The organism is Phycicoccus sonneratiae (assembly GCF_016887965.1).
GTDB classification, from domain to species: domain Bacteria; phylum Actinomycetota; class Actinomycetes; order Actinomycetales; family Dermatophilaceae; genus Phycicoccus; species Phycicoccus sonneratiae.
On record NZ_JAFDVD010000028.1, the window covers coordinates 21827 to 40510 of the forward strand.

Below are 18684 nucleotides of genomic sequence, written 5' to 3' on the forward strand. Positions count from 1 at the left end.
CGTAGGTTACGCGAACGTAGGTTACGCTGGCGTAGTGAGCGCACCCACCGTCGACCGACCGACCCCCGCCCCGGGGGCCTCCCGGCCGCGCCTCGGCGCCCACGCCCCCGGTCCGCTCGGCGGCCTGGTGCGCGGGGCCCGCAAGGTGGCCGAAGCCCTCGCCACCCCCCTCGTCCCCGACGACTACCTCGACCTCCTCGACCCGATGCGCGCCGGCGCCGACCTGCGCGGGCGCATCGTCGAGGTCCGCCCCGAGACCGCCGACGCCGCCACCGTCGTCATCCGCCCCGGCCGCGGCTGGCAGGGTCACGTGCCCGGGCAGTACATCCGCATCGGGGTCGACATCGACGGCGTCCGGCACTGGCGGGCCTACAGCCTCACCCACCGCGCCGACGGCTCCGCGGCGGCCGGCATCCCGGCCGGCTGCATCGCCATCACGACCAAGGCGATCCCGGACGGCAAGGTCAGCCACCACCTCGTGCGCCGCGCCACCCCGGGCACCCTCGTGATGCTCGACCAGGCCACCGGCGACTTCACCCTCCCGACCCCCGCGCCGGCGAAGGTCCTCTTCCTCACCGCGGGCAGCGGCATCACGCCGGTCATGGGGATGCTGCGCAACCACCTCCCCGAGCTCGCCGACGTCGCGCACGTGCACTGCGCCCCGAGCGAGCGCGACGTGATCTTCCACCGCGAGCTCGCCGGCCACCACGACGCCGGCCGGCTCGCGCTCAGCCTCAACCTCGACGACGTCCACGGCGTCCTCGACCTCGCCCGCCTCGACACCCTCGTCCCCGACTGGCGCGAGCGCGAGACCTGGCTGTGCGGCCCGACCGCCCTGCTCGACGCCGCCGAGAAGCACTGGGCCAACGCCGGCCTCCCCGAGCGCCTGCACGTCGAGCGCTTCCGGCCCAGCGTCGTCGAGCCCGGCGAGGGCGGCACCGTCACCTTCGCCCGCAGCAGTCGCGTCGTCGACGCCGACGGCGCCACGGCCATCCTCGACGCCGGGGAGGACGCCGGCGTCCTCATGCCGAGCGGCTGCCGGATGGGCATCTGCTTCGGCTGCGTCGTGCCGATGCGCTCCGGCGCGATCCGTGACCTGCGCACCGGTGAGGTCACCGTCCACGAGTCCGACGAGCCGCTGCCGGTCCAGACGTGCGTCAACGCCGTCGCCGGCTCCTGCGAGCTCGACCTCTGAGCCTCCCGACCCCCGACCGCCCTCCCGCACACCCCACGGAAGGACCACCATGACCCTCGCCCCCCAGCGCCCCGCCCACGGCTCGACCAAGCCGCAGGGCATCAACCCGCGGCTGCGCGTCGAGAGCGACGCCCCGCGCCCGCAGCGCCCGGCCCTGAAGAAGTCCGGCCGCCCGAACCCGGCCGCGCACCTGTCGCCCGAGCAGATCGAGACCCTCGGCCACGAGCTCGACGCCCTCCGCAAGGAGGTCATGGACTCGCGCGGCGCGAAGGACGCGGCGTACATCCGCAAGGTCATCAAGGTCCAGCGCTACCTCGAGATGGGTTCTCGCGCAGCGCTGCTCTTCAGCAACGTCAAGGTCAAGGGCTTCCGCCCCGCGTGGTGGATCGGCACGGCCGGCCTCTCGGTCGCCAAGATCCTCGAGAACATGGAGATCGGCCACAACGTCATGCACGGCCAGTGGGACTGGATGCGTGACCCGAAGATCCACTCGACCGCCTGGGAGTGGGACAACGCCTCGCCGGCGAGCCAGTGGAAGCACAGCCACAACGAGATCCACCACACGTTCACGAACGTGCTCGGCCGCGACAACGACCTCGGCTACGGCATCCTGCGCGTCGACGAGGACCAGAAGTGGAGCCTCTTCTACCTCTTCCAGCCGATCTGGCACGTCGGCAACGCGCTCATGTTCGAGTACTCCATCGCGGCCTACGACCTCGAGCTCGGCGGCTACCTCGCGAAGAAGAACCGGATGAGCGAGCTGGAGTTGGCCAAGTTCCGCGCCGACCGCGACGAGGTCTTCGCGAAGATCAAGCGCCAGGCCACCAAGGACTACCTCGTCCACCCGGCGCTCTCGGCCGTCACGGGCTCGGCCCGCACCACCCTCACCGCCAACGTCGTCGCCAACCTCGTGCGCAACGTCTGGACGAACACGGTCATCATCTGCGGGCACTTCCCGCCCGGCATCGCGACCTTCGAGAAGACCTCGATCGACGGCGAGACCCGCGGCGAGTGGTACCTGCGCCAGATGCTCGGCTCCGGCAACATCAGCGGCACCAAGGCCATGCACGTGATGACCGGCAACCTCAGCCACCAGATCGAGCACCACCTCTTCCCGGACATGCCGAGCAACCGGTACGCCGAGATCGCCCCGCGCATCCGCGACCTCATGGCCCGCAACGACCTGCCGTACGTCACGGGCAGCCTCTGGAAGCAGGCCGGGTCGGTGTACTGGAAGGTCGTCCAGCTCTCGCTGCCGAACAAGGTCGAGGGCCGGCGCCGGCGCGACGTCATCCGCCTCGAGATCGCCAAGGCCCGACGCAAGCGCCGTCTCGGCCGCCGCTTCTGACGGCCCGCCCGCTGCTCCGGCCCTGCACGGCCGGAGCGGCGGGCATCACCCGTTCGGCCCGGTCCGGTCGTGACGGGGCTGCGTGGCGGCGGGCGGGCGGGGTACGGTGACCGCGCCCCGGACCCCTGCCCCCGACACCCGAGGTACCGCCGTGACCCACCCCACCCTGCGCTCCACCCTCCTGCGGGCCGCCGCCTGCACCGCGCTGCTGGCGCCGGTCGGCTTCGTCGCCGCCGAGCCCGCGAGCGCCGCGACGAACAGCCAGATGCAGAAGGACGTCATCACCCTCGTCAACGCCCAGCGCAAGAAGGTCGGCTGCGCTCCCCTGCGCACGAGCACCGCGCTGCGCAACGCGGCGATCCTCCACAGCATCGACATGCGCACGAAGAACTACTTCAGCCACACCTCCAAGGACGGCCGCAGCCCCTGGGACCGGATCCGCGCGCAGAACTACGCGTACGGGTCGGCCGAGAACATCGCCGCCGGGCAGCGCACCGCCAAGGCGGTCGTCGACGCCTGGATGAAGAGCACCGGCCACCGGAAGAACATCCTCAACTGCGCGAACAAGGCCGTCGGCGTCGGTGTCTCGAAGGGCAGCGGCACGTACTACATCTACTGGACCCAGGACTTCGGCACCCGCTGAGGCACCCTGCCTCAGGCGTTCCGCGCCGCCCGTGCGGCGGCGAAGTCGAGCCCGGTCGCGGCCCGCACCCGGTCCATCACCTCGAGGGTGGCGACCGTGTCGGCCCACGGGCGCAGGGGTGAGCCGGTCTCGCCGGCCGTGATGCGCCGCGCGACCTCGGCGGCCTCGAAGTGCAGCCCGTCGTGGTCGACGCGCGGCTCATCCCAGCGCAGCGCGGCGCCCTCGCGGGGGTGCAGCGTGAACGGACCCGGCCGGTAGAACTGCCGGTGCAGCTCGATGCGCCCCTCGGGGCCGGCGATGCAGGCCGTCGTCGGGGTGTCGGCGAGGATCGAGCACTGGAGCGCCGCCGTCGCGCCGGATGCCGTGCCGAGCGCGACCGAGAGCTGGCCGTTGATGCCGGTCGGGGCGGGCGTCGCGACCGCGGTCACGGTGTCGGGGGCGCCGAGAACCCAGGTCGCGAGGGTCACCGGGTAGGTGCCGAGGTCGAGCAGGGGTCCGCCGGCGAGGTCGTCGCGGAAGATACGGTGCTGCGGCCCGAACCACTCGCCCATGTCGGCGAGGACCGACGTGGGCTCGCCGAGGACGCCGTCCTCGAGCAGCTGCCGCACGACGTCGAGGCGCGGGAGGAACAGGGTCCACATCGCCTCCATGCAGAAGACCCCGGCGGCGGCCGCCGCCTCGCCGATGGCCCGCGCCTCGTCGGCGTCGAGCCCGACCGGCTTCTCGACGAGCACGTGCTTGCCGGCCCCGATCGCCAGCAGGGCGTGCGGCAGGTGGACGTTGTGCGGGGTCGCGACGTAGACGACGTCGACCTCCGGGTCGGCGACGAGGGCCTCGTACGAGCCGTGCGCGCGCCCGGCCCCCCACCGGGCCACGGCGTCGTCGGCGGAGGCCTGCGTCCGCGAGCCCACCGCCGCCACGACCTGGCGGGTGTGCCGGCGCACCGAGCCGACGAACCGGTCGGCGATCCAGCCGGTCCCGAGCACGCCCCAGCGCAGCGGCGGGGCCTCGCCGGAGTCCGGGGTCCGGGGGCTGGGCAGCGCGGTCATCGGCACGCTCGGGACGATATCGTCATGTCCTGACATTTGCACGAGGTGTATCGACGGCGAGGAGGTCGGCGTGGACCTGCTCGGGGGCGGCCTGTTCGCGGCCGGTCTGATGGCGGTGGCCGCGCTCGTCATCGGCTACTCGAAGACGGCGCTCGGCGGACTCGCCGTCGTCGCGGTCGCGATCTTTGCCACCATCCTCCCCGCCCGGCAGTCGACCGCGGCCATCCTCGCGGTGCTCATCGTCGGCGACCTCGTCGCGGTGTGGCACTACCGCCGCGACGCCGACTGGGCCATCGTCCGGCGTCTGCTGCCGGCCGTGCTGCCCGGGCTCGCGCTGGGGTCGGTGTTCCTCGGGCTCGTCGACGACTCCACGCTCCGGCGCAGCATCGGGGGCATCCTCCTCGCGCTGGTGCTGCTGCAGCTCTGGGTGAAGTGGCGTGCGGGAGAGCAGTCCTCGTCGCTGCACGAGCGCCCGGCCGCCGCCTGGGCGGCCGGCACCGGGGCGGGGTTCGCGACGATGACGGCCAACGCCGCCGGGGCCGTCATGACCCTCTACCTGTCGGCGTCGGGCATCGACAAGCGCCGGTTCGTCGGCACCAACGCGTGGTTCTTCCTCATCGTCAACCTCGTCAAGGTGCCGTTCTCGGTCGGGCTCGGGCTCATGCACTGGCGCGACGTGGGGCGGGCCGGGCTGCTCGCCCCGGCCGTGCTCGTCGGCGGTCTGCTCGGCTACGCGACGGTCCGGCGGATGAGCCAGCGCGGGTTCGACGTCGCCGTCCTCGTCGCCTCCGCCGTCGCCGCGGCGGCCCTCCTGATCTGACCGGGTTCAGCCGCGCAGGCGCGGGGGGATGTTCCACGGCGTGACGACCTGGGGCGAGGACGGCACGCTCGTCGGGGCGCCGGGCAGGAGGTGCTGGGCGCGCAGCAGCTGGGTCAGGGCGGTGCGCAGGTCGGCGCGCAGGTCGTGGTGGAGCACGGCCGTCAGCACGCCGGAGCGCAGGAGGGGGAGGTTGTCGGCGTCGAGGTCGTGCCCGACGAAGGGGATGCCGGCCAGCCCCGCCCGCCCGAGGGCTGCAGCGGTGCCGGCGTTGCCCCCGCCCATCGAGTAGACCCCCACGACGTCGGGCCGCCGGGCGAGGACCGCCGCGACCGCCTCGGCCATCGCGTCGTCGGCGCCGTGCACGTCACCGGCCCGCAGCACCTCGCGGCCGGGGGCGTCCGCCGCCAGCCGGCGCTCGAAGGCCACGAGCCGCTCCTGCTCGCCGAGGAAGGCGCGGTGGCTGACGGTGGCGAGGACGGGTCCGGGCCGGTCGCGGAGCGCGGAGGTCAGCAGGTGGGCCGCCGTCGCACCGGCCGCGGCGTTGTCGAGCCCCGCGTAGGCCACCCGCCCCGACCCCGCGAGATCGGTGACGAGGGTGACAGTGGGGATGCCCCGGTCGGCGGCGCGACGCACGGCAGCCGCCACGAGGGGGTCGTCCGGTGCCTTGAGCACAAGGCCGTGCGAGACCCGGCCGCCGGTGCCCACCGCGTCGACGAGCGCGGCGACGGCCGCGGGCGACTCCCCACCGCCCATCCGGAACCGCGCCCGAACGGTGGCCGGGCGCAGCGACGGCAGGGCCTCCTCGGTGGCGTCGCGGACGGCGTCGCGGAAGCGGCCGGGTGCGTCGAGCACGACGTCGACGAAGACCGTGCGGCGGGCCAGCCGGAGCTGGGTGGCCTGCCGGTCGAGCTCGAGGAGGGCCTGCTCGACGGCCCGCACCGCGCGCGGGCTCGCGCCGGTGCGACCGTGGAGGACCCGGTCGACGGTGGCCGTCGAGAGGCCGGACTGCTCCGCGACGTCGCGGACCCGGTGGCCGGTGCGTGCCACGGCTCCACCTCCTGCTCGACCCGGGCTGAGGTGATTCTGATGGATTCCTGTCTCACCGGTCCACCCCCACGCCCCCACGCTGGACGGACGACCACTGCCGTTCGCCGAGGAGCACCGATGTCCCCCACGACCGCCACCACCGGCTTCCGCCGGGCCGAGGACTGCCGCCTCGAGGACCTGCTGACCGTCCTCGAGGCGCACACCGATCCCGCCGCCTTCCCGCACGCGGACCGGGTCGTGCAGGACGTCCTCGTCTACGAGGCCGCGTCGCTGCGCCCGCTCCTCGTCGACCCGGACTCCCGCGACACCGTCCTCGCCGAGCTCGCCGACGCCTTCGCCGACGGTCCCGGCATCGTCGTGCTCTCCGGGGCCTTCGAGACGACCGTCGTCGACCGGGTCACCGACGCCTTCGAGCAGATCATCCGCGAGGAGAAGGAGGCCGGACAGCTGGCCGGCGACCACTTCGCCGGGCCGGGGTCGAACGACCGGGTGTGGAACGCCCTCGAGAAGCTCGCCGTCCGGGACCCCGAGGCGTTCGTCGCGTACTACGCCAACGACCTCGTGGCCCTCGCTGCGACGGCCTGGCTCGGCCCCGGCTACCAGGTCACCTCGCAGGTCAACGTCGTCAACCCCGGCGGGAAGGGCCAAACGGTCCACCGCGACTACCACCTCGGCTTCCAGAGCCCCGCGGTCACCGGTCGCTACCCCGGCCGCGTCCACGACGTCTCGCCGCTGCTCACCCTCCAGGGCGCAGTCGCCCACTGCGACATGCCGGTCGAGACCGGGCCGACCCTCTACCTGCCGCACAGCCAGAAGTACCGGTACGGCTACCTCGCATACTGGCTGCCGGAGTTCCAGGACCACTTCCAGCGTCACCACGTCCAGCTGCCGCTGCACAAGGGCGACGCGGTCTTCTTCAACCCGGCCCTGTTCCACGCGGCGGGCTCGAACCACACCCACGACGTGCGCCGGATGGCCAACCTGCTCCAGGTGTCGTCGGCGTTCGGCCGCGCGATGGAGACCGTCGACCGCGACCGGATGGTCCGAGCCGTGTACCCGTCCCTGCTGGCCGCCGTCGCGGACGGCCTGTCCGACACCGCCGCCGGGCACGTCGTCGCCGCGTCGGCCGAGGGGTACGCGTTCCCCACCAACCTCGACCGCGACACCCCCGTCGACGGGATGACACCCCGCAGCCAGGCCGAGGTGGTGCTCGACGCCCTCGCCGTCGCCCTGACCCCCGAGCAGCTCGGGACCCGCCTCGACGCCGTCGCCCACGCGAGGCTCAGCCACTGACCGCTGCCACCCGACGCCCCTCCGGTTCGAGCGCACGGCGGTCCGCGGCGCCGGGCCTCTCCATATGTCCTGACATTCGGTTGACAGATGCTGGCCGGAACGCGACGATGGACCGGCCCTGAGACCCTGAGCACCGACCGACGGGAAACCCCACCCCCCATGAGCCTCACCGACCTCCTCGTCGACCGCGTGGTCCTCGTCGTCGGGGCAACCTCCGGAGTCGGGGAGGCCGTGGCCCGGGCCGCCGCGCGCGAGGGGGCGTACGTGACCGTCGCCGGGCGTCGGACGGAGCGGGCCGACGCCCTGGCCGCCCAGCTGTCCGACGGCGGTTCCGAGGCCCTCGCGGTGTGGTGCGACGTCGCCGACCCGGCCAGTGCGGTGGGCGCCGTGGCAGCGACGGTCGAGCGCTTCGGTCGCATCGACGGCCTCGTGAACTCCGCCGGCCTGACCACCCGAGGCACCCTGCTCGACACCACCCCCGAGCTGTTCGACGCGCACGTGGCCACGAACCTGCGTGGCCCGTTCTTCACGATGCAGGCCGCGGTCGCGGACATGAGGCGCCGGGGCGCCGGTGGCGCGGTCGTCAACATCATCAGCAGCGCAGAGCTGGGCGGGCAGCCGTACCTGGCGCCCTACGCGGCCACGAAGGCGGGTCTGGCGACTCTCACCCGGAACGCGGCCTTCGCCCACCGGTGGGACCGGATCCGGATCAACGGCCTCGACATCGGCTGGACCGAGACCGAGGGCGAGGCCGACATCCAGCGGCGGTTCCACGGGGCCGGCGAGGACTGGGTGGAACGGGCGGCGGCCAGCGTCCCCATGGGCAGGCTGGGCCAGGTCGACGAGATCGCCGACATGGTCGTCTTCCTCCTCTCCGACCGGAGTGGAGTCGTCACGGGCTCGGTCGTCGACTGGGACCAGATCATCCAAGGATGTCAAGACTGATGCGCATCGGACTCATCGGCCTCGGGCGCATCGGCGCCTTCCACGCCGACACCCTCGCCGCCCTCGACCGCGTCGACGAGCTCGTCGTCACCGACCCCGTCACCGCCGCGGCGGACGCCGTGACGGCCCGCATCCCGAAGGCGACGGCGGTCGGCTCGCCCGAGGCGCTGCTCGACGCCGGCGTCGACGGCGTGGTCATCGCGGCAGCGACGAGTGCGCACGCCGAGCTGCTGCTCGCGTCGGCCGGGCGGGGGATCCCGACGTTCTGCGAGAAGCCGATCGCCGGTTCTGCCGACGAGGCGGTCACCGTCCGCGACCGCCTGGCGGGCTCGGACGTCGCCGTCCAGATCGGGTACCCGCGCCGTTTCGACCCGGCCTTCGTCGCGGCCCGCGACGCCGTGCGCAGCGGTCAGCTCGGCCGCGTGCACACCGTCCGCTCGACAACCCTCGACCCGGCCCCGCCGCCGGCGGCCTACCTCGCGGGGTCCGGGGGCATCTTCCGCGACTGCTCGGTCCACGACTTCGACGCCGTGCGGTGGGTCACCGGCCAGGAGGCGGTCGAGGTGTACGCCGTCGGTGCGGTCGACCCCGACGCCCCCGCCGAGATGTACGCCGACCACGGCGACTGGACGACCGCTTCGGTGCTCATCACCCTCGCCGACGGGACCGTCGGCGTCGTCTCGAACACGCGCACAAACGCCCGCGGCTACGACGTCCGGCTCGAGGTGCACGGTGTCCTGGACGCGGTGGCGGCCGGGCTGGACGAAGGTCTCCCGCTCCGGCCCACGCAGCCAGGCATCACCTGGCCCGGCGGCCCCCCGCACTCCTTCTTCATGGACCGCCTCACCGCGGCCTTCCGCGCCGAGCTCGCGACGTTCTGCGCCGTCGCGGCCGGCGAGGTCACCTCGCCGTGCACGATCGAGGACGCCATGGGCACGGCCTGGATCGCCGAGGCCGCCACCGTGTCCGCTCGGGAGAAGCGCCCGGTGCGCATCGACGAGGTCGCCCGCTGACGCAGGACCTCACCCGACGGCAAGGTCCCGTCGGCGGGCGCGGCGGATGACCTGCAGCGCGACCGCGGCCAGGACGACGAGGACGGGGACGACGGTCAGCGCCGCCTCCAGCGACGTCGCCTCGGCCAGGGTCCCCACGGTCAGGGGCGCCAGGAGGATGGCCGTCGAGGTGAGGAGGACGACCCGCCCGCTGGCCGCCGCGGCGTGCTGCGGTGCGACGGAGACCGCGATCGACAGGCCGAGGGGGAAGAGGTTGCCCACGCCGGTGCCGAGCAGCGCCATCCCGATCGTCGACGGGAGCGGGGTCGTCGAGGGCCACGCGACGACGAAGCCGACGAGCGCCACCGCGAGCGCCAGCGCGAACAGCCGCGAGGGGTCGTGGCGCCTGGTGAGCCGGCTGCCGAGGACGCGCCCGGCGAGGACCCCCCCGAAGTAGCCGGCCATGACCGCCACCGCCCTGTCGGGGGAGGAGTCGAGGGCCTGCTGGACGAACGTCGCTCCCCAGGCGGTGATGCACCACTCGGCCGCCGTGGCGCACATGAGCATCCCGCCGGCGACCCAGAAGATCGGCGGCAGCCGACCGCCCGCGGTGTCCATCCCCCCTCGCGACGGCTCGACGAGGGTGCCTCGGTTGGCCGACCGGGCGAGGAGCGGGGCGACGAGGGAGACGAGGACGGCCGCGCGCCAGTCCAGGCCGACGGCGGTCGCCAGCAGGAGGGTGCCGGCGAGGAGGAGGTAGGACGCCGCGGCCGCGACGTTCGCCTCGGTGAGGGCGACCGCCGGACGGGCGGCGTGGTGCTCGGCCAGCCCGACCTGCACCGTCGCCAGCAGCAGCCCGCCGCCGACACCCATCACCGCGATGGCACCGACGGTCGCGGCAGGTTGCCGGCCCAGCGTCAGGAGCGCGGCACCCAGGGCCATCACCCCACTCGAGGCCCACAGCAGCCGCGTCCGTCCGAGGTGTCGCTCCGCTCGGGCCGACACCGCGCCGGCGAGCGTGGCGCCCGCGGCGAACGCGGCCACGTGCAGCCCGCCGACGGTGTAGCCGAAGCCCATCTCCGCGCGCAGGCGCGGCACGACGAGCCCCGGCACGGCCTGGAGGTAGGCGAACCAGGCGAGCAGCGCGTAGAGCGTCCAGGTGACCCGGTCCCGGCGGAACCCGGCGGCCGCGCCCGCGGGGTCAGCCAAGCGTGAAGGCCGCTCGGAAGGCCGCGAGGGCCGCTGTCGGGTCGGCACTCGCGAAGGCCTCGAGGCCGACCACCCCGGTGAAGCCGGCGTCCGCGAGGGCGCGCGCGACTCCCGCGTAGCGGATCTCGCCGGTACCGGGCTCGCACCGGCCCGGGACGTCGGCGACCTGCACCTCCGCGACCCAGGGCAGCGCCTCCCGACACAGCTCGATGAGGTTCCCCTCGCCGATCTGGGCGTGGTAGAGGTCGAGGTTGAGCCGCAGGTGCGGCGAGTCGACGCCCCGCACGAGGTCGAGGGTGTCGGCCGCACGTGCGAACGGTGTCCGTGGGTGGTCGACCGCCGTGTTGAGGTTCTCGAGGACGAAGGTGACCCCCTCGCGCTCGCCGAGGTCGGCGATGCGGCCGAGGGTGCGTCGGGCGGTGTCCCACATCCGCCGGGTGACCTCGTCGGCGGGCACGACCGGCAGCCCGCGTCCGTCCAGACCGGTGCCGTGCAGGTTCAGGCTCGGGGTGCCGAGGCGGCGGGAGACGGCGACCGACTCGGCGGCGGTGCGCAGCAGCTCGTCCGCGCCGGCCTCGTCGGCCAGCGTCCCCGTCGTGTAGCCGGTCATCGAGGTGAAGTGCACACCGTCGGCAGCGAGCGCCTCGAGGGAGTCGAGGTCGTGGTTCCGCCAGTCCCAGATCTCCACGGCGAACCCGGCGTCGTGGATGGTCCGGACCCGGTCGGCGACCGGGAGGTCGACGAAGAGCATCTCGGCACTCGCGGCGAGGACGAACGGGGAGGTGCTCATGCCGGCTCCTGGTCAGGGGGTGGACTCGGCAGCGGTCCGCGAGCATCCTAGCGGCAATTGTCAGGACATTCTGTCCGGCGAGGAGGACCGTGCCGCAGCCGGCGGTCCGCTCGAGGAGCGCACCACGAGTCGGGGGTCGATGACCACGTCGGCACCCCCGACACCATCCCCCCGCACGACGGCCGCGAGGAGCTGCACCGTGGCGTGCGCCAGCCGACCCGGCTCCTGGCTCACCGAGGTGAGGTCGACCGTCCCCAGGCGAGCGAGCGGGCTGTCGTCGTACCCGACGACGGACAGCTCGCCGGGAAGGTCCAGCCCGGCCCGGAGGACGGTGTCCCGGAGGCCGATCGCACACCGGTCGTTGAAGCACACGACCGCCGTCGGAGGCTCTCCGCGGCGCCGGGCCAGCAGGTGTCGCGCGGCCCGGACCCCGGCCTCCTCGGTCGCCCCGCCCGCGAGGACGTCGACCTCCGTCGCCCCGCCGTGGCGCCTCATCGCGGCGCGGTAACCCGCCCGACGGGCCGCGGCGATCGATCCCCGGGGGCCGTCAACGAAGGCGATCCGCCGGTGGCCGAGGGCGGCGAGGTGGTCGACGACCAGCTCGAGGCCCTGGTCGTCGGACACGAGCACCCCGGGCACCCGCGCGGTCCCCCGACGGCCGACGACGACCGTGGGCACGGAGTCCGGGAGCGCGTCCAGCGCCGGGTCCGACATCGCCGGGCCGAGCAGGACCAGCGCCTCGCAGCGGAAGTCGAGCAGGGTCTCGGCGGCCCGGGCCTCGTCCCGGCGTGCGGTCACCGTCGAGAGGACGAGGTCGAGGTCGCGCTCGGCCGCCTCGTCGTCCAGGGCACGGACCAGCTCGGCGTGGAACGGGCTGGTGACGTCGAGGAGGACCCCGATGAGGCGCGAGCGGTGCCGCGCCAGCAGGCTCGCCGTGCGGTCCGGACGGTAGCCGAGAGCGGCGGCCGCCTCGCGCACCGAGCGGGCCGTGGCCTCGCTCGGGCCGGGGCGTCCGCGCAGGACGAGGGAGGCCGTGGCGGTCGAGACCCCGGCCCGCCGTGCGACGTCGACGAGTCGGGGGCGCGCCGGTCCGCGGTCCACCATGCGCGACCCTCCTTGACAGTTTGTCCGGACAAAACCTTGACACGGGTCGACGACCGGAGCCACCATCGCTTAAAGCGCTTTATACACGTCGATGCCGACGGCGACAAGGAGAGACGACGATGTCCCAGCAGCCCCTCGGAGTGGCCGTCATCGGGGCCGGCATGGCCGGCCGGGCGCACTGCGCCGGCTACCGCTCCGCACCGACCCTCTTCGACCCGCCGCTGCCGCCGATCCGGTACGCGGCCGTCGTCGACGCCCACGACGCCACGGCCGCCGACGCCGCCGCCCGGTACGGGTACGGGCGGCACGGCACCGACTGGCGTGAGCTGCTCGACGCCGACGACGTGCAGGTGGTCAGCGTCGTCGTCGCCAACGCCCTCCACCGGGAGATCGTCGAGGCACTGCTGGCCGCGGGCAAGCACGTCATCTGCGAGAAGCCGCTGTCGGATTCCCTCGAGGACGCGCGGGCGATGGCCGACGCCGCTGCCGCGCACCCGCACCTCGTGACGGGCACGGCGTTCGTCTACCGCCGCCAGCCGGCCGTCGCGGCGATCCGCGAGCTGGTCGCGACCGAGCTCGGCGAGGTGTCGCACTTCAACGGCCGCTACTGGTGCGACTACGCCCGCAGCCCACTGACCCCGATGGCCTGGCGCTACCGGGGCGGGCCGGGCACCGGCGCCCTCGCCGACATCGGCAGCCACCTCATCGACCTCGCCGAGTTCGTCTGCGGGCCGATGACCCAGGTCGGCGGCGCGGCGTTCACGACGAAGGTCACGGAACGGTTCGTCGCCGCGGGAGTCACCTACGGGCACGCCCGCGCCGAGCTGACCGAGGTCAGCGAGCGGGTCGAGAACGACGACGTCGCGACCTTCACGGCGCACTTCGCGTCCGGCGCCGTCGGCACCTTCTCGATCTCCCGGGTCGCTCCCGGGCACGCCAACTCGCTCGCCTTCGACCTGTTCGCCGAGACCGGTGCCGCGAAGTGGGACATGGACCGACCGGCCGAGTTCTCCGTGCTGCGCCAGATGCGCGACGACGGGCTCGACGGCTACAACCAGGTGCTGGTCGGCCCCTCCCACCCCTACCTCAAGGGCGGGGTGCCGATGGACTTCCCCGGCGTCTCGTTCGGCGTCGGGGACCTCTTCGGCTTCCAGCTGCGCGCCTTCCTCGAGCAGGTGGCCGGCATCGAGAGCGGCCTGCCCCCCGTCGCCTCGTTCGAGGACGGCGTCCGCGACCTGACGATCATCGACGCGGTCATCCGCTCAGCCGCCGCCGGCGGAGCTGTCGTCGACCTGCCGCCCCACCACTCCGCCTGACCCGCACCGGAACCCGAGCCCTCCAAGGAGCACACCATGTACCTCGGCGTCTACAACGCCTGCCTCGGCGACAAGCCGCTCGGCGAGGCCCTCGACATCATCGCCTCGCTGGGGATGACCAGCGTCGAGATCAACTCCGGTGGTTTCCTGCCGCCGATCCACCTGCCCGTCGAGCGGCTGCGGGAGAGCGAGGACGCCCGCCAGGAGTACCTCGGCGAGTTCAGCTCGCGGGGCCTGACCCTCACCGCGCTGAACTGCAACGGCAACCCGCTCTTCCCGCGCGAGGGCTTCCCGCACGCGAAGGACCTCGAGGACTCGATCGAGCTCGCGGCCCTGCTGGGCGTGAAGCGTCTCGTGACGATGTCCGGAGCGCCCGGCGCGAGCGCCGGCGACACGAACATGGCGTGGAACCCCCTGCCGTGGTGGAGCCCGCTGCTCGACGTGCGCGACCATCAGTGGGGCGTCGCCGTGCCCTTCTGGAAGGAGATCCAGTCACGGGCCGCCGACGCCGACGTCAGGGTCGCCATCGAGATGCACCCCGGCAACGTCGTGTTCAACCCCTCCTCGATGCACCGGCTCGCCGAGGAGATCGGCTCGACACACGTGGGGGCCGAGATGGACCCGAGCCACCTGTTCTGGCAGGGCATCGACCCGGTCCTCGCCGTCAGGGACCTCGGGGAGCTGGTGTTCAACGCCGCCGCCAAGGACACCCGCATCAACGAGGCCGCCAAGGTCAACGGCGTGCTCGACGACCGCTTCACGCGCGTCGTCGAGGGCGAGCAGGGCTACCTGCCCCTCGGGGGCGGGACGAGCCTCTCCGGATGGCCGACCGCCTCCTCCTGGGACTTCGTCGCCGTCGGCCGCGGGCACGACGTCCAGTGGTGGACCGAGTTCCTCCGGGCCCTGCGGGACGTCGACCCGGACATGCCCGTCAACATCGAGCACGAGGACCAGGAGCTCGACCAGCTCGAGGGCCTGCGCTTCGCGGCGACCACCCTGCTCGAGGCCGAGCAGGCCCTGTGAGCACCTCGGCCGAGGGCACCGAGCCGCTGCGGATCGGCGTCCTCGGCGCGGCGCGCATCACCGCGCTCTCCCTCGTCGAACCGGCCCGGCTCACGGGCCACCGCCTCGTCGCCGTCGCGGCCCGCTCCCCCGAGCGGGCCGCGGCCTTCGCGGCCGAGCACGGCATCGAGCGGGTGCTCGACTCGTACCGGGCGGTCATCGAGGACCCCGAGGTCGAGGCGGTGTACAACCCGCTGCCGAACGCCCACCACGGGCACTGGAACCTCGCCGTGGCCACGGCCGGGAAGCACGTCCTCGCCGAGAAGCCGGCGGCGGCGAACGCCGACGAGATGCACGCCGTCGCCGAGGCGGTCCGCGCGGCCGGCGTCGTCTGGCTGGAGGGTTTCCACTACCCGTACCACCCGCTCTTCCTCCGGGTCCGCCAGATCATCGCGTCCGGCGGCATCGGGGAGGTGCGTCACGTCGACGCACCCTTGTGGATGCCCTCCCCGCCCGACGACGACCCCCGCTGGTCGGCCGATCTCGCGGGCGGGTCCACCATGGACCTCGGGTGCTACTCGATCTCGTGCCTGCGGCCGCTCGGCGAGTACGCCGGTGGTGAGCCCACCCTGGTCGACGCGTCGGCCACCGAGCGCGACGGCCACCCCGGTGTGGACGAGCGCCTCGCGCTCGAGGTCGAGTACCCCTCCGGCGCCACGGGGTCCGGGGGGTCGGACATGGCCTACGAGGGCCGCAACTTCCAGCTCACGGTCACGGGGTCGAGGGGCTCGATCGAGTGCCCGATGTTCGCCGTGCCGAGCGAGGACGACACGCTCGTCTGGCGGCGCACCGGGTCCGACGCGGTGGTGGAGCACCTCGGGCGGCGCACCAGCTACACCTACCAGCTCGAGGCCTTCGCAGCGGCGGTGCGCGAGGGCTCGCCGGTGGTCACCGACCTCGACTTCTCGGTCGCGACGATGACGATGATCGACCGGGCCTACCGGCTGGCCGGGATGGAACCGCGCCGGGCCGCAAGCTGACGAGAGGTTGCCGAGGCCCTCGGATCCGCCGGATCCGAGGGCCTCGCCGTGTTCCCGTCGAGCCGTTTGTAGGTTAGTCTGGTTGTCAGGACATTATGACGGAAGGGGTCGCGATGAGCGACGCGCACACCACCACCACGACGGTGGACTCCCCCCTGCTCACGATGACGCGGACGACGCCGACGGCGCTCTGGAACGACAGCGCCGACCCGGCCGAGCTGTCGACCGCCATCGGCTGGGGGGCCGTCGGGGCGACGTGCAACCCGGTGATCGCCCTCGCCGCCATCCGCGCCGACCAGCCGCGCTGGGAGGCCCGCATCCGCGAGATCGCGGCCGAGCTGCCCACGGCGAGCGAGTCCGAGATCGGCTGGAAGGTCGTCGAGGAGGTCTCCCTCGAGGCCGCCGAGCTGCTCGCGCCCGTCTTCGCCGAGCACGGGGGCCGCAACGGCCGCCTCTCGATGCAGACCGACCCGCGCCTGCGTCGCTCGGCCACGGCCCTGGCCGACCAGGCCGAGTACTTCGCGTCCCTCGCCCCGAACATCATCGTCAAGGTGCCCGCCACCTCGGTCGGGGTCGAGGCCATCGAGGACGCCACCTACCGCGGCGTGAACATCAACGTCACGGTCTCCTTCTCGGTCCCCCAGGCCCTGGCCACCGGCGAGGCGATCGAGCGCGGCCTGCGGCGTCGCGAGGCCGAGGGTCTGCCCGTCGAGGGGATCGGGCCGGTCGTCACGATCATGGTCGGGCGTCTCGACGACTGGCTCAAGGAGGTCGTCGAGCGCGACGGCCTCGACGTCGACCCCGCGCACCTGGAGTGGGCCGGGGTCGCCGCCGTGAAGCGCGCGTACACCCTGTTCCGCGAGCGTGGCCTCCGGGCCCGGGTGCTCGCCGCCGCGTACCGCAATCAGCTCCAGTGGACCGAGCTCGTCGGTGGCGACCTCGTGCTCTCGCCACCGTTCGCCTGGCAGCAGAAGTTCCAGGACAGCGGCATCGACCCCCAGCCGCGCATCGACGTCCCCGTCGACCCCGAGATCATCGCCTCGCTCGAGCGGATCGAGGACTTCCGGCGCGCCTACGAGCCCGACGGCATGACGCCAGAGGAGTTCGACGACTTCGGCGCCACCCGCAAGACGCTCCGCCAGTTCCTCGGCGCGGACGAGGAGCTCGACCAGCTCGTGCGTGACGTCATCACACCCGCCCCCTGACGCCCTCTCGCTGCGCCAGGAGAGGGGAACCCTGCGGTGCCCCGGGAGACCTCACAGCTCCCGGGGCTCCGTGGCGTCCGGGGCCGCGACCGTCAGTAGTGGCTGGTGACGGTGGTGCCGATGGTCGCGAAGTCGTAGACCCACTTGGCGACCGGCACGGGCAGGTTGACGCAGCCGTGCGATGCGGAGTACCCGAAGCTCGAGCGCCACGGGGCGCCGTGCAGCGCGAAGCCGCGGTGGAAGAACGAGGACCACGGCACGTTCGGCGTCTCGTAGTTCGTGCCGTCGGCGTTGCTGCCGCGCATCGTCATCAGCGGGTTCTTGTAGTAGACGGCGAAGGTGCCGGTGACGGTCGGCTTCTCGGCCGAGCCGTTGACCATCGCGACCGGCCCGTAGACGACGTCCGCCCCGACGTACGCGGTCATCGTGTGCCGGCTGAGGTTGACGTCGATCCACTTCTCGCCGACGCCGGCCGGGTAGGCGAGGTTCTCGGCGCCCGGGGCGATGCGGCGGTCCTCCCACGTGGCCTTGGCCGTCGTGTAGGTGAACGTGCCGGTGTACTTCGTGCGCGAGCCGAGCGCCGCGACGGCGGCGGCCGTCAGCTGCTCGGCGTTCTTGACCGTGCGACCGTCCCGCTTCTCGGTGGCGACCTTGCGGACCGTGCCGGCGGTGTCGAGGTAGCGCAGGCCGGTGCGGGCGTCGCGCTTGGCGGTCTTGGCCACCGAGTCGACCCAGGCGCGCACCTTCGCGGCGTCGAGGGCCGGGGTGCCGGGCGTGGCGCCCGCGGCGGGGAGCCTGACCCATCCGGCCTTGGTCCGGGCGGCGGCGGCGTGCTCCTCCTCCCCGTCGGAGAGGACGAGCGGGGTCCTGACGAGGGCGTTCGCGGCGTCGGCGAACTCCTGCGCGGCCGCCGTGCTGACGTCGGGGCTGCCGGTGGTGAACGCCACGGTCGCGGTGGCCGGCTCGAGGTCGCGGGCCGCCGCGGCGACGACGTCCTGGAGGCTGGCGGGGTCGACCGTGCGGCCGGCGACCGCGGGCGTGACGACGAAGGACTTCTTGTCCTTCGCCAGGGCGATGGTGGCGTCCTTGCCGGACTCGCCGGCCTCCTCGACGAGCGCGTCGACGGCGGCGCCGAGCGCGGCGTCGTCGGTGGCGACGACCGCGTCGACGTCACGCGCCGACACGAGCGAGGTGGCGTACGACGACCAGCGGTGGTTGGCGGCGAAGAGGGCCTCGACGGTGGCGTCGACGTCGACCGCGTACCCGAGGTCGCGCAGGTGGGCGGTGCGGGTGGCCGAGCCGTTGTGCACGGTGACCGTGAGGGCCTCGGCCCGCTCGCGCACGGAGGCCGCCACCTGCTCGCGGGTCTGCCCGGCGACCGAGGTGCCGCCGACGGCGCTGCCCGGCAGCGCGCGGTCGGAGTAGTGCGTGGCGTACGCCGTGCCCGCCCCCGTCAGGACGAGCGGCACCGCCACGGCCGCGCCGAGCAGCGCCTTCCTGCGTGACCCCATGGAGCCGGTCCACCTTCCCTCACCTGCGCCGACCCTCCCGGCACACCGGTCCATGATGAGCCAGAACCCGGGCTTCTACCACACGGGGACCGCTCCTCGGGCGTCACGAAGCCACAACGATCCCCCGCCCGAGTCACCCCGACGATGTCCCGACCTTGTGGGGAGCAGTCCGCCC

17 protein-coding genes are annotated in these 18684 nt (G+C 73.4%); 11 read left to right on the forward strand and 6 right to left on the reverse strand.

What is annotated here, in order from left to right; all coding sequences use genetic code 11:
• Positions 1–34 precede the first annotated feature (34 nt).
• From JQN70_RS19520 to JQN70_RS19530, 3 genes are all read left to right on the forward strand, one after another.
• Positions 35–1195: a ferredoxin reductase gene (locus JQN70_RS19520; protein WP_204133060.1), complete on the forward strand. Its 1161-nt coding sequence runs from the start codon at positions 35–37 to the stop codon at positions 1193–1195.
• A gap of 49 nt (positions 1196–1244) precedes the next feature.
• On the forward strand, positions 1245–2543 hold the full coding sequence (locus tag JQN70_RS19525; protein WP_204133061.1) for a fatty acid desaturase family protein: 1299 nt from the start codon (positions 1245–1247) through the stop codon (positions 2541–2543).
• Positions 2544–2694: 151 nt separating this feature from the next.
• The gene (locus JQN70_RS19530; RefSeq protein WP_307836112.1) at positions 2695–3186 is read left to right on the forward strand and encodes a CAP domain-containing protein; all 492 of its coding nucleotides are present in this window, start codon (positions 2695–2697) and stop codon (positions 3184–3186) included.
• A gap of 11 nt (positions 3187–3197) precedes the next feature.
• Here the strand turns inward: JQN70_RS19530 and JQN70_RS19535 are convergent, their stop codons facing one another.
• Entirely contained in the window at positions 3198–4235 is a 1038-nt protein-coding gene (locus JQN70_RS19535) for a Gfo/Idh/MocA family protein (protein ID WP_204133075.1), read from the reverse strand.
• 70 nt (positions 4236–4305) lie between these two features.
• Here JQN70_RS19535 and JQN70_RS19540 point away from each other — a divergent pair, with 70 nt between their 5' ends.
• Positions 4306–5055, forward strand: coding sequence for a sulfite exporter TauE/SafE family protein (locus tag JQN70_RS19540; RefSeq protein WP_307836113.1), 750 nt, complete (start codon positions 4306–4308; stop codon positions 5053–5055).
• 6 nt (positions 5056–5061) lie between these two features.
• Here the strand turns inward: JQN70_RS19540 and JQN70_RS20650 are convergent, their stop codons facing one another.
• Positions 5062–6102 (reverse strand): LacI family DNA-binding transcriptional regulator, encoded by a 1041-nt coding sequence (locus tag JQN70_RS20650; RefSeq protein ID WP_204133062.1) that lies wholly within the window; start codon positions 6100–6102, stop codon positions 5062–5064.
• Between the two features lie 117 nt (positions 6103–6219).
• On the opposite strand from JQN70_RS20650, the gene JQN70_RS19550 reads away from it, so the two are divergent.
• From JQN70_RS19550 to JQN70_RS19560, 3 genes are all read left to right on the forward strand, one after another.
• A complete protein-coding gene (locus tag JQN70_RS19550; RefSeq protein ID WP_204133063.1) occupies positions 6220–7395 on the forward strand; it encodes a phytanoyl-CoA dioxygenase family protein in 1176 nt (391 codons plus the stop codon).
• Between the two features lie 159 nt (positions 7396–7554).
• Positions 7555–8340: an SDR family oxidoreductase gene (locus tag JQN70_RS19555; protein ID WP_204133064.1), complete on the forward strand. Its 786-nt coding sequence runs from the start codon at positions 7555–7557 to the stop codon at positions 8338–8340.
• Positions 8340–9353 carry a Gfo/Idh/MocA family protein gene (locus JQN70_RS19560; protein ID WP_204133065.1) on the forward strand — a complete coding sequence of 338 codons (1014 nt, stop codon included), beginning with the start codon at positions 8340–8342 and terminating at the stop codon, positions 9351–9353. The genes JQN70_RS19555 and JQN70_RS19560 overlap by 1 nt, the downstream gene beginning before the upstream one ends.
• A 9-nt stretch (positions 9354–9362) precedes the next feature.
• On the opposite strand, the gene JQN70_RS19565 is transcribed toward JQN70_RS19560, so the two are convergent.
• The 3 genes from JQN70_RS19565 to JQN70_RS19575 are packed head-to-tail and all read right to left on the reverse strand — an operon-like array spanning position 9363 to position 12435.
• Positions 9363–10541, reverse strand: coding sequence for an MFS transporter (locus JQN70_RS19565; protein WP_204133066.1), 1179 nt, complete (start codon positions 10539–10541; stop codon positions 9363–9365).
• A complete protein-coding gene (locus JQN70_RS19570; RefSeq protein ID WP_239111910.1) occupies positions 10534–11331 on the reverse strand; it encodes a TIM barrel protein in 798 nt (265 codons plus the stop codon). Before JQN70_RS19570 ends, JQN70_RS19565 begins: the two co-directional genes overlap by 8 nt.
• A 60-nt stretch (positions 11332–11391) precedes the next feature.
• Positions 11392–12435 carry a LacI family DNA-binding transcriptional regulator gene (locus tag JQN70_RS19575; RefSeq protein ID WP_204133067.1) on the reverse strand — a complete coding sequence of 348 codons (1044 nt, stop codon included), beginning with the start codon at positions 12433–12435 and terminating at the stop codon, positions 11392–11394.
• A 119-nt stretch (positions 12436–12554) separates the two neighbouring features.
• On the opposite strand from JQN70_RS19575, the gene JQN70_RS19580 reads away from it, so the two are divergent.
• From JQN70_RS19580 to JQN70_RS19595, 4 genes are all read left to right on the forward strand, one after another.
• A complete protein-coding gene (locus JQN70_RS19580) occupies positions 12555–13751 on the forward strand; it encodes a Gfo/Idh/MocA family protein (RefSeq protein WP_204133068.1) in 1197 nt (398 codons plus the stop codon).
• Between the two features lie 36 nt (positions 13752–13787).
• Positions 13788–14774, forward strand: a complete 987-nt coding sequence (locus tag JQN70_RS19585; protein WP_204133069.1) for a sugar phosphate isomerase/epimerase family protein — start codon at positions 13788–13790, stop codon at positions 14772–14774.
• Positions 14771–15793, forward strand: a complete 1023-nt coding sequence (locus JQN70_RS19590) for a Gfo/Idh/MocA family protein (RefSeq protein WP_204133070.1) — start codon at positions 14771–14773, stop codon at positions 15791–15793. The genes JQN70_RS19585 and JQN70_RS19590 overlap by 4 nt, the downstream gene beginning before the upstream one ends.
• Positions 15794–15906: 113 nt before the next feature.
• Positions 15907–16998, forward strand: coding sequence for a transaldolase family protein (locus JQN70_RS19595; protein ID WP_204133071.1), 1092 nt, complete (start codon positions 15907–15909; stop codon positions 16996–16998).
• A 92-nt stretch (positions 16999–17090) separates the two neighbouring features.
• On the opposite strand, the gene JQN70_RS19600 is transcribed toward JQN70_RS19595, so the two are convergent.
• Entirely contained in the window at positions 17091–18509 is a 1419-nt protein-coding gene (locus tag JQN70_RS19600; protein WP_204133072.1) for a L,D-transpeptidase family protein, read from the reverse strand.
• Positions 18510–18684: the final 175 nt, after the last annotated feature.

Excerpts from the sequence above, each read along its gene's own strand:
- JQN70_RS19525 (WP_204133061.1), top strand. The coding sequence starts at position 1,245 with ATGACCCTCGCCCCCCAGCGCCCCGCCCACGGCTCGACCAAGCCGCAG.
- JQN70_RS19535 (WP_204133075.1), bottom strand. The coding sequence starts at position 4,235 with ATGACCGCGCTGCCCAGCCCCCGGACCCCGGACTCCGGCGAGGCCCCG.
- JQN70_RS19550 (WP_204133063.1), top strand. The coding sequence starts at position 6,220 with ATGTCCCCCACGACCGCCACCACCGGCTTCCGCCGGGCCGAGGACTGC.
- JQN70_RS19555 (WP_204133064.1), top strand. The coding sequence starts at position 7,555 with ATGAGCCTCACCGACCTCCTCGTCGACCGCGTGGTCCTCGTCGTCGGG.
- JQN70_RS19560 (WP_204133065.1), top strand. The coding sequence starts at position 8,340 with ATGCGCATCGGACTCATCGGCCTCGGGCGCATCGGCGCCTTCCACGCC.
- JQN70_RS19570 (WP_239111910.1), bottom strand. The coding sequence starts at position 11,331 with ATGAGCACCTCCCCGTTCGTCCTCGCCGCGAGTGCCGAGATGCTCTTC.
- JQN70_RS19575 (WP_204133067.1), bottom strand. The coding sequence starts at position 12,435 with ATGGTGGACCGCGGACCGGCGCGCCCCCGACTCGTCGACGTCGCACGG.
- JQN70_RS19580 (WP_204133068.1), top strand. The coding sequence starts at position 12,555 with ATGTCCCAGCAGCCCCTCGGAGTGGCCGTCATCGGGGCCGGCATGGCC.
- JQN70_RS19585 (WP_204133069.1), top strand. The coding sequence starts at position 13,788 with ATGTACCTCGGCGTCTACAACGCCTGCCTCGGCGACAAGCCGCTCGGC.
- JQN70_RS19595 (WP_204133071.1), top strand. The coding sequence starts at position 15,907 with ATGAGCGACGCGCACACCACCACCACGACGGTGGACTCCCCCCTGCTC.
- JQN70_RS19600 (WP_204133072.1), bottom strand. The coding sequence starts at position 18,509 with ATGGGGTCACGCAGGAAGGCGCTGCTCGGCGCGGCCGTGGCGGTGCCG.